The sequence below is a fragment of the Shewanella decolorationis S12 genome (genome assembly GCF_000485795.1).
GTDB classification, from domain to species: Bacteria; Pseudomonadota; Gammaproteobacteria; order Enterobacterales; family Shewanellaceae; genus Shewanella; species Shewanella decolorationis.
Window position 1 is genome coordinate 892,335 of record NZ_AXZL01000076.1, and the last position, 13,784, is coordinate 906,118.

A 13,784-nucleotide genomic window follows, 5' to 3' on the forward strand; every position below is an offset into this window, starting at 1 on the left:
AGATTCCTCTTAACGACTGTTTTTATAGATATTTAGTGATTGACAAATAAAAGGTTGAACTCTTTTTGTCATAAATCTCAAATCCCTGAGATGTCCCCACTTCTGGGTTGTAAAAACGACCACTATTGTTATGACCAACAGCCAATACCCAGTCAGGCTTAAACGACCAACCGAGTTCTTGGGCGAAGGTAAATTGATCGTCGAGTCGGCGACCGTAATAGTTTTTGGAAATTCGATAACGACCACTCACGTCCAAATACCAATTGGCCGTAATTTGCCAATAAGCATCGAGTAATCCATCGAGTTGCTGTTCAACCAACACACGCTCACCTGCGGTTTTGTATTGGTAAGCGTTGTAGCGATAGCGCGGTGAAAAATAAAAACTTAGGTTATCTAGCGGGCTCCAAAATAAGTACCCAGCAATACGCGGTGCATATTGCAACCTATCCAGTTTTGATTCGCGTTCTGCAGGCAAATACACACCTAAACTGCCTTTTAATGAGACGGTATCGCTCAAGGCATACAGTGGCGTGCGGTACTCCAGTAGAGGGTCATAAAAACTGGACTCCTTGCCGTGCAAGGTTTGCTTTTCGCCCCCTAGGGTAAATAGCACATTGCCCCAATTTGCCTTGTAATCAATCCGGCTATCGATGTTGTAGGCTTGATAGGCGTAATAACTATCCGAGTCATAAATGTTTCGGGTAAACCCAACATTAACGTAGCCAGACCATTTTGCGGCTTGTGCATCCGTGGCTAACTCAAATTCATTGACGGCCAATACTTGACCGACAAATGAGAAACTGGCCAGCATCACCTGCAAGCAGAAAAGCACTGACCATTTATTTCGCCGACGAGAAATCGACGAATAATATTGATTATTCGTTGGTTGCATAATAAAACCTTGATTTATATTTTGATAAAAATATTGATAATGAGCATTCGCTCTATTTAACGCTAGGAAGTACTTGCTTTAATAGACTTTATCCAATTAAGTAACACTGAATAACCGTTTTCTACTTTAGCAAAATAAATACGTATGAATATGGTTAATAATAAATAAGCAAAACAAAATAAAACAAAAAAAGACGCTCCCCCCAATATGTTCTCAATATCCGTTTGAGTTACCTCAGTCCAAAAGTGAGCGCCATATTCACTAACTCTGATAACAGATGGGAGGCCAAGAGGTTCACAGTCAAAAATCTTAGCCGAACTTATTGATAAGTAATTATTTTCAAAAGCACAAACATTAGACTTAGCGACAAAACTTACAGGTAAAATCAGCCATAACATTCCGAATACGAGTAATGCAGCTACCGTGATACATAAACGTCTTGGTATTCTGGAATAATTATTTTCAGCCAAATTTGATAACATTTTCGTCAATACGTCATACTTTAAATAATCTCCACTGCGATATCGCAATAAAAGATACAAACCGATACATTTATTGCATCATAGGCACTAACAAAAAATCATTTCAACTGAAGCAAGAGCCAACTCATATTAAATTAAAATAAATATGATTTAGCTCAGAAAAATTTAGTGAAATTAAACATAAAAAACACAACAGGAAACAGCAAAAGCCACATTCAAAAACAATTTAAAAATATTTATTTAAAAATAAATAACAACATGCAGTACGATTATTTACATATACCACCATAATGTAATCGTTTAACGGTACTTTAAGTGGATTGATGAGCGGCTAACTGCGTTTGCAGCTCTTTACAGCGCTGGCGTAACATTTCACGAAGCAACAGCACTACGGGCGTGACGTGCTCACGCCCAGGGCACACTAAGTACAAATTGACCACCTCACCGCGATATTCAGGCAGCAAAGGCACAAGACGCCCCGCCATAATATCCTCAGCGAGATCTAAGCTCGACTTAAACACTAAGCCCTTACCAGCCACCGCCCAACGCCGAGCAATTTCCGCGTCGTTAGCGCTGCGATTCCCTGTAACGCGAATTTTAAACTCCTGACCATCACGCACAAATTGCCATTGGTCGTGCGTTCTCTCATCTAATTTATAAAATAAGCAATTATGTTGTGTTAGCTGCTCTAAGGTTTCGGGCTTGCCGTGCTTGGCAAGATATTCAGGCGAAGCACAAAGCACTCTATCTGCTGTAAAAATCGGGAAGGCGACCTGATTAGAATCCTGCGGCTTACCGTAACGCACCGCTACATCAATTTTATCGTGGTAAAAGCTGCTGATATTGTCGCCCAAATGCAAACGTACTTGCAGCTGCGGAAAATCTAGGAGGAAGTCATCGAGCCAAGGGACGAACAAGTTACGCCCGAAGTCAGATGAAACCGACAGACTTAAGGTGCCAGAGACTTTACCTTTATCGCTGGCGATCGCCTGCTCTCCGAGGGCGAGATCACTTAAAGCGCGGCGACAATGGATAAGATAGCGCTCACCTTGAGCGGTTAATCTCAGGCTTCGGGTCGTGCGCACAAATAGGCTAGTATCAAGTTGTTTTTCGAGGCGTTTAATTGCAGCACTCGCAGATGCGGCTGAGAGTTCCATCTCGGCTGCCGCCGCAGAAATGCTGCCACAATCGGCAACGCGAACAAATAATGCGAGATCATTGAGCAGCATAATTATCAAATTTCCTTTGAAAAAATTACAAACATTCCCCCGTTTATCTAAGAATTAATATTTCACACAATGGCACTCAATGACAAGTGACTGACACGAATCGCCAGCGAGGAATAAATATGAGAGCCATAGGTTACCAAAGAGCAAGCGCGGTCAATGCGCACAATGCATTAGAAAACATCACACTAACTGAACCTACACCCAAAGGATTTGATCTATTAGTCGAAGTTAAAGCCATATCGGTTAACCCGGTTGACACCAAGATCCGCGCATCCAGCTCTGCAACCGCAGGGGAATATAAAATCCTCGGTTGGGATGCAGTTGGAGTTGTTAAAGCCGTGGGTGACAAGGTGAGTCTGTTTAAAGTAGGTGATGAGGTCTGGTACGCCGGCGATATCAGCCGCAGCGGTAGCTATGCCGAATATCAGTTAGTTGATGAGCGCATTGTGGGCCATAAACCGCAAACCTTAACTTATGCCCAGGCTGCGGCGCTCCCCCTAACCAGTATAACGGCTTGGGAATTGCTGTTTGACCGTTTAGGTCTACCGCAGGACAGCTCAGCCACGGATGCACGCATTCTGATTATCGGTGCCGCTGGCGGCGTAGGTTCTATCATCACTCAACTTGCGGTCAAGCTGACGGGTGCCGAGGTGATTGGCACTGCATCACGGCCAGAATCCGCAACTTGGGTTAAAAACTTGGGTGCAGATGCAGTCATAAATCACAACAAGCCACTCTCGGAAGAACTAGCGCAGTTGGATATTGCCGACGTTACCCATGTGATTAGCCTGACTCAAACCGATAAGCACTTTGACGAAATCGTAAAAGTGCTTAGACCGCAAGGAAAACTGGCGCTGATTGACGATCCAGTCGGTCCTTTAGATGTGATGAAGCTTAAACGTAAAAGCCTGTCGCTGCATTGGGAGCTTATGTTTACCCGCAGCCTATATCAAACTGAGGATATGATTGCCCAGCACCATTTGCTCAACCGTATCGCCGAGCTGATTGATACAGGCGCAGTAAAAAGTACTTTTGGTGAGCATTACGGTACGATCAATGCGCAAAATTTACTTAAAGCCCATGCACAAATTGAGTCGGGTAAAGCGATTGGTAAAATTGTACTTGAGGGATTTAGCCAATGAAAATCACGGTTTTTGCGCAAATCCAAGCGCATCCAGGCCAAACTGATGCGCTGTTTAACTTGCTCAAACAGTTAGTGAGGGATACCCACACAGAGGCTGGTTGTTTTGAGTATACGCTGCATCACTCTTTAGATAATGCAAATCACTTCTGGATGTATGAAGTGTGGCAATCTCAAGCAGCCTTGGATGCACATATGACAAGTCCACACTTTAATGCTTTTGTAACCGCATCAGAAGAACTCGTTAAGCAGGTTGACATTCATAAAACCTATGCCTGTTAACGACCAAAAGTAAAGCGCCTAAAAAGGCGCTTTACTTTTTTGAATCAAACAGCTAACAGAATTACACTAAGGTCATCGCCATTTTGCGGCGCAGATAGGCAATCTGCTGCATATGGGGCAAGTCTTTCGGACAGTTGTCTTGGCAGCCAAGTAAAGTCATACAGCCAAATACCCCGTCCTGATTACCAATCACATGGTAAAAATCTTCAGCCGTACGGGCATCGCGACTATCGAGTTCAAAGCGGGCGATTTTCATCATCCCCACAGCACCGACAAAGGTTTCACGCATTTGCTTGGTCGCACAGGCAGACACACAAACCCCACACTCGACGCAGCGCTCTAACTCATAGAGCCGCGCCGCTTCCTCCGGCGCCATCGGCTCCTCGAGGCGGTGGATACTGATATCATTCGCCTTTGGGTGTAACCACAGCTTTAAACGCTCGGCGAGTTCGCGCATAAACTTACCCGTGTTAACCGATAAATCACCAATCAATTCAAAGCCCGGCAACGGCATCAGAGTGATTTCGCCATTAGGGTATTTGGCGGTTAGGGTGCGGCATGCCAAAGTAGGGAAGCCGTTGATCACCATGGCGCAGCTACCGCAAATCCCAGCACGACAGACAAAGTCAAACTGCAACGACGTATCCTGCTCTTCTCTAAGCTTGTTGAGGGCAATAAATACCGTCATCCCCGGCGTTTCGGTGAGATGATAACGCACCATCTTCGGCTTATCGTTTGGCTCCTGCGGATCATAACGAAAAATATTAAAGGTTAACTGGCGACCTTGGCTCATTATGATTTTTCTCCTAGCGCATTGGCGGATGGTCTTTGTAAGGTATCGCTTAAACGTTCATTTTTAGCTTGTAGGCTCGGTGGCAACTCAAAGGGCATCAGCGCCGCTTGGCGTTGATAACGATCGGCATTGTCGCCCAGTTCTGCCAAAATCTCGGCAATTTGTTGCTCGCGTTTGGCGGTATCGGGGTGAGCAATGGCATTGTCGATACCATAACCCCGGTATCCCGGCGGCAACTCCATCTTCATCACATCTAGCGGCTCGTAGCTTAATACGGGTTCTAACGCATTGGCGTCGGGCCAACTGGCGAGAGTACGGTTGAGCCAGTCTCTGTCATTACGCTGCGGATAATCTTCACGGGCGTGGGCCCCACGGCTTTCGGTACGCGCGGCAGCGCCGCAAGCAACGGTCAGCGCGACTTTGAGCATGCGCTTCACCCTTAACGCTTCTACCAGCTCTGGGTTGGCGTGGCGTTTCTTGCACTTAATCCCGAGCTTGCGTGAGCGCTCAAGCAGGGCTTTTAGCTCATTCACCGCTTTATCAAGCTCTGGGCCATTACGGAAAATCCCCACGTAGTCCATCATAATCCGCTGCATTTCGCGCTTAAGTTCGAAGGGGCTTTCGTGGCCTTCACCATCGACTAAGGTATCGATTTCAGTCTGTACCTGCCGCATAAACTTTTCGGCAAGCTGAGTGTCGATTTCAAGGCTATTATTTTCACAAAAATCAGCCACATACTTGCCGATTATCATGCCGCCAACTACGGTTTCGGCGAGCGAGTTACCGCCCAAGCGGTTAAAACCATGCATATCCCAACAGGCTGCTTCGCCCACGCTGAATAAGCCCTTAAGCTGCGGACTCTCGCCCGTTGCCTTAGTGCGGATCCCGCCCATGGAGTAATGCTGTGTCGGGCGCACGGGGATCCAATCCTTAGCCGGGTCGATCCCAAGGAAGTTCTCGCAAATCTCCTGCACTTCACGCAGGTTGGTTTCGATATGTTTGCGCCCAAGTAGGGTGATATCGAGCCATAAATGCGGGCCATAGGGGCTATCGACGCCCTTACCTTTACGCATATGCTCGGTCATGCGGCGAGACACCACGTCCCGCGACGCTAGCTCTTTCTTCTCTGGCTCATAGTCCGGCATAAAACGATAACCGTCTTTATCCCGCAGCAAGCCACCGTCACCGCGGCAACCTTCTGTGGTTAAAATCCCCACGGGCACAATTGCCGTGGGGTGGAATTGCACCGCTTCCATATTACCAAGGGTCGCTACCCCCGTTTCGAGTGCCAGCGCCTGACCTATCCCCTCGCAGATAATCGCGTTAGTTGAGACTTCATAAATCCGGCCATAGCCACCGGTAGCGATGGTGGTCGATTTCGCGACGTAGGCTCGCAATTCCCCCGTGATTAAACAACGGGCAATCACCCCGTGACAGCGTTGACCGTCGTGGATAATCGACAGCGCTTCGACGCGTTCATGGACGGGAATATCCATCGAAATAGCTTTATTATCCATAGCATAGAGTAAAGAGTGGCCTGTACCGTCAGCGGTGTAGCAGGTGCGCCACTTTTTAGTGCCGCCAAAGTCGCGGGCATTGATCAGACCGTGGGCTTCTTCGGCTTCCTGCAACGTGACTTTTTGGGCGTTAACAATCACTTCCCTAGGCCCTGCACTCACGCGCGACCAAGGCACGCCCCAGTTGGCTAATTCACGTACCGCCTTGGGCGCACAATGGGCAAACATCCTAGCGACTTCTTGATCGCAGCCCCAGTCCGAACCTTTCACCGTATCTTGAAAGTGCACGTCTTCATCATCGCCCATGCCTTTAACTGCGTTGCCAAGGCTTGCCTGCATCCCCCCTTGCGCTGCGGCGGAGTGAGAACGTTTAGCAGGAATAAGCGATAACACTAAGGTATCCAGCCCACGCTCTTTAGAGGCAATGGCCACCCTCAGGCCTGCCAATCCGGCACCAACCACTAATGAATCGGTATAAATCAGTTTCACGCCTGCTCCTTAACGGGTACTGCTGTTATTGTTTTAGGACAACACTCTTTTGTTATATTTCGCTAACTCGCGTGGGGTAAAAATGCCAATAAGGAGGCAATCCCTACAGTGACAAACGCGATGCTCACAATGGTTTTGATCTTACGTAAACGGCTGCGACTATTGAGATCCCGCGCCGCGCCCCATTTTAGTGCCACGCGGTAAATCCCGATGGCAGCATGTAACTCAACCGTCAGTAATAGTGGCAGATACACCATCCACACACCTTGGTTCCAAATCCGCTCAGCGCTACCCTGCGGGCCAATGGTTTCAGGCGCCGAGCCGATAAGCCACAGATGCACCGGCAGCAATAACAGGATCACTACGCCCGTAATAGCCTGCCAACGCCAGAGGCGAGTATCGCTGTGATTGATCACTTGCATCTGTTGTTGCAGCGCCCTTTGCTGGCGCAAACTCATGGGTAACTTTTGCAGCGCCACAATCACATGCACCAGTGCTAAGGCGGCAATACCGACGGCAATACAAGTCACCACCCAAGGATAGCCATGGCCATCACTGGAGAGAAAACTCAGCTCCATAGTGCGAGCCACCCAGTTCATGGCATCGCCACCCAACAAAATGGACGACACCAACACTAAGTGAGTCCACAAAAACACCGCCAGAATGACACCCGACAAACTCTGGCTTAAATCCAGCCACGCACTCCATTTTTTTATACTTAGTTTGATTGCCATTACTTTCGCCTCGCGCCACAGGCTCCGTGAGCCCTGCTCATTAAGTTGTCCTCGAAAATTAATATCGCTCACAAATCCAACAACAAACCTGAGTTAGATCAACTAGGAGGCGAATAATTAATCGAATGCTTAAATATTAGCAGCGAAACAAAATCCTACTGCGCCCAATTCCTCATGGGATAACGCAGCAGTATTGGGTTTCAATCAATGGGGCACGTAGGGCTGCACGGGCACACTTAGCTCGCTACCGATAAACATATAGGAAACTAAGCTCGCGCTACCTAGGCATAACAAGTAGATAATCAATACCTTAGCAAGTTTGCGTAGGCCGGAGCGCTGGGTCGTAATGCCCCACTTCACTGCCACTCGGTATAAGCCAATCATGGCGTGGATAACCACTGCCGGTAGCAACAAGGCATAGAGCAACCAAGCGTTATCGTGATAGACACGCTCAGCCGATAAATGTGGGCCAATTTCAGGATTTAAGATCATGGTAAAGAGGTGCACTGGTACGAGGAAAAACAAAATAAAACCCGTGATTAACTGCCAAAACCACGCATGGGTATCGCGATGTTTAATGCCACCTAAATGTGAGCGCAACGCTCGCCACTGCCCAAGCTGCGCCGGAAATCGTCTAAGGGCAACGGCGGCATGTAAAATCACCACCAACAGCATAAATACTGAGAAGACTTTAGTGACAATCGGAAAGCCATGGCCACTACTGCTAAACATGCCACCTTCGAGCAACTGCACCATATGGTAAAAGGCCTCTTTGCCCAGCAGAATGCTCGACTCAAAATGCATATGTAACAATAGAAAGCATCCCAGCATAATACCAGTCGCGCTCTGTAGTCTGTCGGCCTTAGCCGACCAAGGGTGACCTATCCCCTGTATTTTCACGCTAGTGTGAACGCGCGTTACGCTTGTCATTTTGCTTTTACCCTTTAATGGTTTGTTGACGCCTCTTTGCAAACTACACCATAGCAGCAACAAAATACGCGGCTGAGTGTCACAGATTTAAAGCGTGAGGCAACTCACGGGATAAGCGTCAACTCTTAGAAGACGATCACAAAAAAGTTGTAAAAACCAAACAAAGGTAAAACCAATTAACCATTATATTTCATGGCTTTATATTAAAAATCGAAACGAGCGGTTCGATTTTGCGTACAACCCAAAGATGACAAGCTAACCCCTTGTCCAAGCTGAGATAAAGCTCAATTTCTACCGTAAATTCCCCTAATTGTTAGCGCGAATTTCTCAACACACCAAAACACAGTTACTGGTGTTAAATTGCCACCTAATTCTGCAAATTAGCGCGGTTTGGGTATACAATAGCGCGATATTTTTTAAACCTAGCCACAGGATTTTACCCATGCCTTGGATCCAACTTCGCATTAACACCAACAGTGATGATGCTGAAACCATCAGCGACTTACTTATGGAAGAAGGCGCCGTTTCTATTACCTTTGAAGATGGTAAAGACACCCCGATTTTTGAGCCTAAACTGGGCGAAACCCCTCTGTGGCAAGATACCGTAGTAGTTGCCCTATTCGAGGCTGACACGGATTTAGCACCGACTATTGAGATGCTGAAAACCCTGCCGTTTTTAGGTGAAAGCTTCAGCCACAAAATCGAGCAAATTGAAGACAAAGACTGGGTTCGCGAGTGGATGGATAACTACCACCCAATCCAATTCGGTAAACGCCTATGGATTTGCCCAAGCTGGCGTGAAGTCCCCGATCCAAGCGCAGTAAACGTGATCTTAGATCCGGGTCTGGCCTTCGGCACTGGTACCCACCCCACAACGGCGTTGTGTTTAGAGTGGTTAGATAGCTTAGATCTCAGCAACGAAGAAGTGATCGACTTTGGCTGCGGCTCAGGCATTCTCGCCGTCGCGGCGCTAAAACTGGGCGCGAAAAAGGTCACAGGTATCGATATCGACTATCAAGCCATCGAAGCCTCTAAAGCCAATGCCGAACGTAATGATGTTGCCGACCAATTGGCACTTTATCTGCCAGAAGATCAACCCGCCGATCTTAAGGCCGATGTGTTAGTTGCCAATATTCTCGCAGGCCCACTGCGTGAACTTGCCCCCCTTATCGCCGAGCGCGTCAAATCTGGCGGTAAATTAGCCCTTTCTGGACTACTGAAAGAGCAAGCGCAAGAAATCTCTGACTTCTATAGCCAATGGTTCGACATGGACGAAGCGGCTCACAAAGAAGATTGGAGCCGCTTGACAGGTAAGCGCAAATAACGCTAAAGGGTGGCGCAACATGCGCCACCACTGGCTTAGGCTTATTTTGTCGATGACTTCTCAAGGCTAAAAAGTCAAGAAAAAAAATTGCTCCTAGGTCATTTATTGACCTTTTCACGGCCAATAAAAAGGGCTACTATAGCGCCCCTTTGAAGAGCTAAGGTGAAACAGTAAATGCAGATTGGACCCTATCAACTGAAGAATCAGCTGATCGTGGCACCAATGGCAGGTGTCACCGATCAAGCTTTCCGCAATCTCTGTCTTCGTTATGGCGCAGCCTTAGCGGTGTCGGAGATGCTTTCATCGAATCCTGAAGTTTGGGACACAGATAAAAGCCGCCAGCGTATGACGCATTCCGGCGAGGAAGGTATTCGCTCAGTGCAAATTGCAGGTGCAGATCCAGAGTTAATGGCGCAGGCCGCCCAGTTCAACGTCGAACAAGGTGCCCACATCATTGATATCAACATGGGATGCCCAGCAAAAAAAGTGAATAAAAAGCTGGCAGGTTCTGCCCTAATGCAAAATCCACCCTTAGTGAAAGAAATTTTACAAGCCGTGGTTGCCGCAGTAGAGGTACCTGTCACGTTAAAGATTCGCACAGGCTGGGAGCCTGAACACAGGAACGGTGTTCAAATCGCCCAGATTGCTGAGGATTGTGGTATCGCCTCGCTCGCCGTTCACGGCCGCACGAGACAATGCATGTACAGAGGCAACGCCGAGTACGACACCATCAAGGCAATTAAACAGAATGTCTCGATTCCTGTTGTCGCAAACGGGGATATCGACAGTCCGGAGAAAGCCCGCTTCGTGCTGGACTATACCGGTGTCGATGCTCTGATGATAGGACGGGGGGCTCAAGGACGGCCTTGGATTTTCAGAGAAATCCAGCACTACTTGGATACGGGTAATAAGCTAGCGCCCATTGAGGTGGCTGAACAGCGTCAAGTGATGCTGGAACACCTCACCAAACTTTATGATTTGTATGGTGAATATAAGGGTATCCGCTTCGCCAGAAAACATATTGGGTGGTACCTAGACCAAGAGGATCAGCGCCAATTCCGGGCTGACTTTAATCAGCTGGAAACCGCTGCAGAACAGTATTCCCTGGTGGAATATTATTTTGATGAATTAGTAAAGAATTAATAAAGAGCAGAATAGAATGTTTGATCAGACAACTAACACAGAAGTTCACCAGCTTACCGTTGGCAAAATCGAAACCGCAAACGGCACTATCAAGCCCCAGTTATTACGTGACGCTGTTAAGCGTGCCGTAACTAACTTCTTCGCACAGTTGGACGGTCAGGAAGCACAAGAAGTGTATGAAATGGTGCTAAGTGAAGTTGAAGCACCTCTGCTTGACATCATCATGCAACACACTCGCGGCAACCAAACCCGCGCAGCAAACATGCTAGGTATCAACCGCGGTACTCTGCGTAAGAAATTAAAGAAATACGGCATGAACTAAGATTTTCTCTTAGGCTGTTGTAAGAAAACGGGTTTTTTCTCACGAAAAAGCCCGTTTTTGCTTATATGTACCCCCATATGTACCCCCGTTGTTTGATTGCCTCTGCGTTTTATCCTCACAAACTCACCCCTAAAAGATTTCATGGAAAAATTTTTAGTTGTCGTGAATGCGGCCTTTTTACTAAAACGCCCTAAAATTTCGCTTTTACTTGCGCCGCCCTCAACATTCATTTCCGCGCACTCAAGCGCTATGAATACGAGGAGAAACGAATGACAAACGTCAATTTAGCAATGATGGACACAGATGTTGCCAGTGAGCTTGTGTTCGACCGTATAGTTAAGGAAAAAGAGCGTCGTCTCATTACTTCGATAAGTAGGGCCGAGGCCTTTCAACTCGAACGCAAAGGCATGTATCCAAGACGCAGAAGGATCTCAAATCGTTCAGTAGGATGGTTGCTTTCCGAGCTACTTCATTGGGTCAAATCAAGAGAGGCCGTTAACTCAAATAACCAAATTGAAGGCGCGAAATAATGCCGAGCGATCGCGTTAATCAGTCAATTGAATTTGATATCAACCCGTTGATAGGCATCACTGACATGTGCGCAGCATTGCAAAAGAGTCGCGCCACTGTCCATAGATGGGTTAAAACGCAAAAGCTTATCGCGCCAGTCTATCGTAATAGGCGCACCCTCGGCTGGTGCCCGAATGAATTCAAACGCTGGCAGTTAAGCCAAGACAACGCCCCAAAACACTAACGCCTCTATGCACGCTGGTGGCCAAAACCACCAGCGAATAGGTATTAATTTTTAACCGCAAACAATGCCCTCAACGCCAAGATTCGAAATCAAACACTAAAATCCCCGAAAATTTAATTTTTAGTTGCATCTTAAGCAAACTCCTCGACGCAAGCGGCAAAAACCCTTTGAAGCCTAGGAGAGACGAATGAATACATCCTTCTTTACACCTGAATCTGAGCCCAATGAGATTGTCATCAATGAACAACAACGCCAATTCATTACATCGGTAAGTCGAGCGCACGCCTTTCAATTGGAGCGACTTGGGCAATTCCCTCAGCGCATCAAGCTAAATGCGAATACTAACGTTTGGAAGCTCAGCGAAATCGTCGCATGGGTGCGCGCCTGCCCCGTGGTAGAGCTCAAGCAAATGGAGGGCAATCAATGACTCAATCAACTGTGGCTAACGCCCTACGCCAAAAGAAACCAAGACCATGCGAGTACATCGCATTAACTCATACCGTTGAGTCTGTTCTTACCTGCGCGCAAATCGCCGCTCGACTCGGTCGAAATACCAAAACCGTGAGGCGCTGGCTGCAACGGGGCGAGGATGCACCTAGAGCCTTTAAAGACCAAAACCAATGGATGGTAAGGCTATCAGATTATCAGCATTGGGAACGTCAAGCTAAGCGATAGCTCTAGCCGAGGATACAAGGGCAATACGTTGCCCTTTCCTTAAAGTTGAAGTGAGACAACTTGGGCTGTTCTAGCGGGTTGTCGAACTGAATAAATCGAAATTAGTACGCTGAAAACCAGATGACACAAGGCTTACAGCCTGAGCGGTTACGATTTTGCACTAGGTAATTAAATATTATTATGACTCAAGCTTTTGTTAAGAAACCTGCTTTAGCTATTTCAACGAATACAAAGCCTACGATATTGCCCAGTATCGCACCAACGGTAGACGTCGTAATAGAAGGCCGCGTATGGAAAATTATGTCATTTCCCTCAGGGATTAATCGACCATTGCTTAACAAGCTATACGGTGTTCTCAGCGCTTTCCTGTCGTGGCATTCTAAGGCTTATATGATCCGCTTCGATATCTCGCTATATGACTCCTTACCCCACAATCATAAAATCAGTAAATTCAGAAGTATTGTCGTTAAGTCGCTGGAATCATATTACCAATCGACCGTAGTTTTCGGCTGGGTAAGAGAACAAAACAGCTCTGACGACAAATGCCATTATCACTGCTTTGTATTACTCAATGGCCATAAAGCCAATAGCACGAATACTACCTTCAACATTGTGCAGCACGCCTTGGCCTTAGTTGTAGATATCAACGCCCATTTCCCCGAAAACTGCGACTATGAGATTCAACGTAATTCGCTTGCATCCTTTCAAAAAGCGCTATTCAGGCTTAGTTATTTAGCTAAAAATGACTCAAAAAATGGCAAGCCAAGCCGCGCCAAAAGTTTTTCCATAAGCCACATCGAGCATAAACGATAAAATGGCCGACTTTCAGTCTCCCCCCTCGTTTACTCAACTCATCGTAACTTTGCTACAAATAATGTTAAAAAAAGGTTAACCGTTGTTCTGCATTTTAGATATTTAGATTTTTAATGCACAAGCCGGATCAAACACCCTAGGTAAAAAATCTATTTTTCAAATAATTAAGCTTTAGACATTTCTAAAAACTGATCAAAAAATTCGTCGCATAGTCCTGTGATCACTTTTTTGTGATCACTCAAGCCAGCCAATTCCGAAGCATAT

The 13,784-nt window shown here is 46.8% G+C and carries 17 protein-coding genes; 10 read left to right on the forward strand and 7 right to left on the reverse strand.

The window, feature by feature from the left end:
* Positions 1–22: 22 nt before the first annotated feature.
* The 3 genes from SHD_RS20875 to SHD_RS20880 all read right to left on the reverse strand — a co-directional run bounded on the left by SHD_RS20875 (position 23) and on the right by SHD_RS20880 (position 2,603).
* Positions 23–892: an outer membrane receptor protein gene (locus SHD_RS20875; RefSeq protein WP_023268954.1), complete on the reverse strand. Its 870-nt coding sequence runs from the start codon at positions 890–892 to the stop codon at positions 23–25.
* Positions 893–954: 62 nt separating this feature from the next.
* A complete protein-coding gene (locus tag SHD_RS21910; protein ID WP_152526566.1) occupies positions 955–1,362 on the reverse strand; it encodes a hypothetical protein in 408 nt (135 codons plus the stop codon).
* A 323-nt stretch (positions 1,363–1,685) separates the two neighbouring features.
* Positions 1,686–2,603 (reverse strand): LysR family transcriptional regulator, encoded by a 918-nt coding sequence (locus SHD_RS20880; RefSeq protein WP_023268956.1) that lies wholly within the window; start codon positions 2,601–2,603, stop codon positions 1,686–1,688.
* A gap of 119 nt (positions 2,604–2,722) precedes the next feature.
* On the opposite strand from SHD_RS20880, the gene SHD_RS20885 reads away from it, so the two are divergent.
* Together SHD_RS20885 and SHD_RS20890 are read left to right on the forward strand one after the other, a co-directional pair.
* Positions 2,723–3,745 (forward strand): zinc-binding alcohol dehydrogenase family protein, encoded by a 1,023-nt coding sequence (locus SHD_RS20885; RefSeq protein ID WP_023268957.1) that lies wholly within the window; start codon positions 2,723–2,725, stop codon positions 3,743–3,745.
* The gene (locus SHD_RS20890) at positions 3,742–4,026 is read left to right on the forward strand and encodes a putative quinol monooxygenase (RefSeq protein ID WP_023268958.1); all 285 of its coding nucleotides are present in this window, start codon (positions 3,742–3,744) and stop codon (positions 4,024–4,026) included. Before SHD_RS20885 ends, SHD_RS20890 begins: the two co-directional genes overlap by 4 nt.
* A 61-nt stretch (positions 4,027–4,087) precedes the next feature.
* On the opposite strand, the gene SHD_RS20895 is transcribed toward SHD_RS20890, so the two are convergent.
* The 4 genes from SHD_RS20895 to SHD_RS20910 form a co-directional block, all read right to left on the reverse strand.
* Positions 4,088–4,819 carry a fumarate reductase iron-sulfur subunit gene (locus SHD_RS20895; RefSeq protein WP_023268959.1) on the reverse strand — a complete coding sequence of 244 codons (732 nt, stop codon included), beginning with the start codon at positions 4,817–4,819 and terminating at the stop codon, positions 4,088–4,090.
* Positions 4,819–6,825: a fumarate reductase flavoprotein subunit gene (locus SHD_RS20900; RefSeq protein ID WP_023268960.1), complete on the reverse strand. Its 2,007-nt coding sequence runs from the start codon at positions 6,823–6,825 to the stop codon at positions 4,819–4,821. Before SHD_RS20900 ends, SHD_RS20895 begins: the two co-directional genes overlap by 1 nt.
* 62 nt (positions 6,826–6,887) lie before the next feature.
* The gene (locus SHD_RS20905) at positions 6,888–7,559 is read right to left on the reverse strand and encodes a fumarate reductase cytochrome b subunit (RefSeq protein WP_011627397.1); all 672 of its coding nucleotides are present in this window, start codon (positions 7,557–7,559) and stop codon (positions 6,888–6,890) included.
* Positions 7,560–7,763: 204 nt separating this feature from the next.
* Positions 7,764–8,489 carry a fumarate reductase cytochrome b subunit gene (locus tag SHD_RS20910; RefSeq protein WP_039978870.1) on the reverse strand — a complete coding sequence of 242 codons (726 nt, stop codon included), beginning with the start codon at positions 8,487–8,489 and terminating at the stop codon, positions 7,764–7,766.
* 442 nt (positions 8,490–8,931) lie between these two features.
* Between SHD_RS20910 and prmA the strand changes: the two genes are divergently transcribed.
* The 8 genes from prmA to SHD_RS20955 all read left to right on the forward strand — a co-directional run bounded on the left by prmA (position 8,932) and on the right by SHD_RS20955 (position 13,520).
* Positions 8,932–9,813, forward strand: a complete 882-nt coding sequence (gene prmA / locus SHD_RS20915; protein ID WP_023268963.1) for a 50S ribosomal protein L11 methyltransferase — start codon at positions 8,932–8,934, stop codon at positions 9,811–9,813.
* Positions 9,814–9,987: 174 nt separating this feature from the next.
* Positions 9,988–10,956, forward strand: coding sequence for a tRNA dihydrouridine synthase DusB (dusB, locus tag SHD_RS20920; protein WP_023268964.1), 969 nt, complete (start codon positions 9,988–9,990; stop codon positions 10,954–10,956).
* Between the two features lie 16 nt (positions 10,957–10,972).
* A complete protein-coding gene (fis, locus tag SHD_RS20925; protein ID WP_006083371.1) occupies positions 10,973–11,278 on the forward strand; it encodes a DNA-binding transcriptional regulator Fis in 306 nt (101 codons plus the stop codon).
* 269 nt (positions 11,279–11,547) lie between these two features.
* A complete protein-coding gene (locus SHD_RS20935) occupies positions 11,548–11,808 on the forward strand; it encodes an AlpA family phage regulatory protein (RefSeq protein ID WP_023268966.1) in 261 nt (86 codons plus the stop codon).
* Entirely contained in the window at positions 11,808–12,032 is a 225-nt protein-coding gene (locus tag SHD_RS20940; protein ID WP_023268967.1) for a helix-turn-helix transcriptional regulator, read from the forward strand. The genes SHD_RS20935 and SHD_RS20940 overlap by 1 nt, the downstream gene beginning before the upstream one ends.
* Before the next feature lie 187 nt (positions 12,033–12,219).
* Positions 12,220–12,459 (forward strand): AlpA family phage regulatory protein, encoded by a 240-nt coding sequence (locus tag SHD_RS20945; RefSeq protein WP_023268968.1) that lies wholly within the window; start codon positions 12,220–12,222, stop codon positions 12,457–12,459.
* Entirely contained in the window at positions 12,456–12,707 is a 252-nt protein-coding gene (locus SHD_RS20950; RefSeq protein ID WP_039978879.1) for a helix-turn-helix domain-containing protein, read from the forward strand. The genes SHD_RS20945 and SHD_RS20950 overlap by 4 nt, the downstream gene beginning before the upstream one ends.
* 180 nt (positions 12,708–12,887) lie before the next feature.
* Positions 12,888–13,520, forward strand: a complete 633-nt coding sequence (locus tag SHD_RS20955) for a YagK/YfjJ domain-containing protein (protein WP_023268969.1) — start codon at positions 12,888–12,890, stop codon at positions 13,518–13,520.
* Positions 13,521–13,784: the final 264 nt, after the last annotated feature.

Excerpts from the sequence above, each read along its gene's own strand:
- SHD_RS20875 (WP_023268954.1), bottom strand. The coding sequence starts at position 892 with ATGCAACCAACGAATAATCAATATTATTCGTCGATTTCTCGTCGGCGA.
- SHD_RS20880 (WP_023268956.1), bottom strand. The coding sequence starts at position 2,603 with ATGCTGCTCAATGATCTCGCATTATTTGTTCGCGTTGCCGATTGTGGC.
- SHD_RS20885 (WP_023268957.1), top strand. The coding sequence starts at position 2,723 with ATGAGAGCCATAGGTTACCAAAGAGCAAGCGCGGTCAATGCGCACAAT.
- SHD_RS20890 (WP_023268958.1), top strand. The coding sequence starts at position 3,742 with ATGAAAATCACGGTTTTTGCGCAAATCCAAGCGCATCCAGGCCAAACT.
- SHD_RS20895 (WP_023268959.1), bottom strand. The coding sequence starts at position 4,819 with ATGAGCCAAGGTCGCCAGTTAACCTTTAATATTTTTCGTTATGATCCG.
- SHD_RS20905 (WP_011627397.1), bottom strand. The coding sequence starts at position 7,559 with ATGGCAATCAAACTAAGTATAAAAAAATGGAGTGCGTGGCTGGATTTA.
- SHD_RS20910 (WP_039978870.1), bottom strand. The coding sequence starts at position 8,489 with ATGACAAGCGTAACGCGCGTTCACACTAGCGTGAAAATACAGGGGATA.
- prmA (WP_023268963.1), top strand. The coding sequence starts at position 8,932 with ATGCCTTGGATCCAACTTCGCATTAACACCAACAGTGATGATGCTGAA.
- dusB (WP_023268964.1), top strand. The coding sequence starts at position 9,988 with ATGCAGATTGGACCCTATCAACTGAAGAATCAGCTGATCGTGGCACCA.
- fis (WP_006083371.1), top strand. The coding sequence starts at position 10,973 with ATGTTTGATCAGACAACTAACACAGAAGTTCACCAGCTTACCGTTGGC.
- SHD_RS20935 (WP_023268966.1), top strand. The coding sequence starts at position 11,548 with ATGACAAACGTCAATTTAGCAATGATGGACACAGATGTTGCCAGTGAG.
- SHD_RS20940 (WP_023268967.1), top strand. The coding sequence starts at position 11,808 with ATGCCGAGCGATCGCGTTAATCAGTCAATTGAATTTGATATCAACCCG.
- SHD_RS20945 (WP_023268968.1), top strand. The coding sequence starts at position 12,220 with ATGAATACATCCTTCTTTACACCTGAATCTGAGCCCAATGAGATTGTC.
- SHD_RS20950 (WP_039978879.1), top strand. The coding sequence starts at position 12,456 with ATGACTCAATCAACTGTGGCTAACGCCCTACGCCAAAAGAAACCAAGA.
- SHD_RS20955 (WP_023268969.1), top strand. The coding sequence starts at position 12,888 with ATGACTCAAGCTTTTGTTAAGAAACCTGCTTTAGCTATTTCAACGAAT.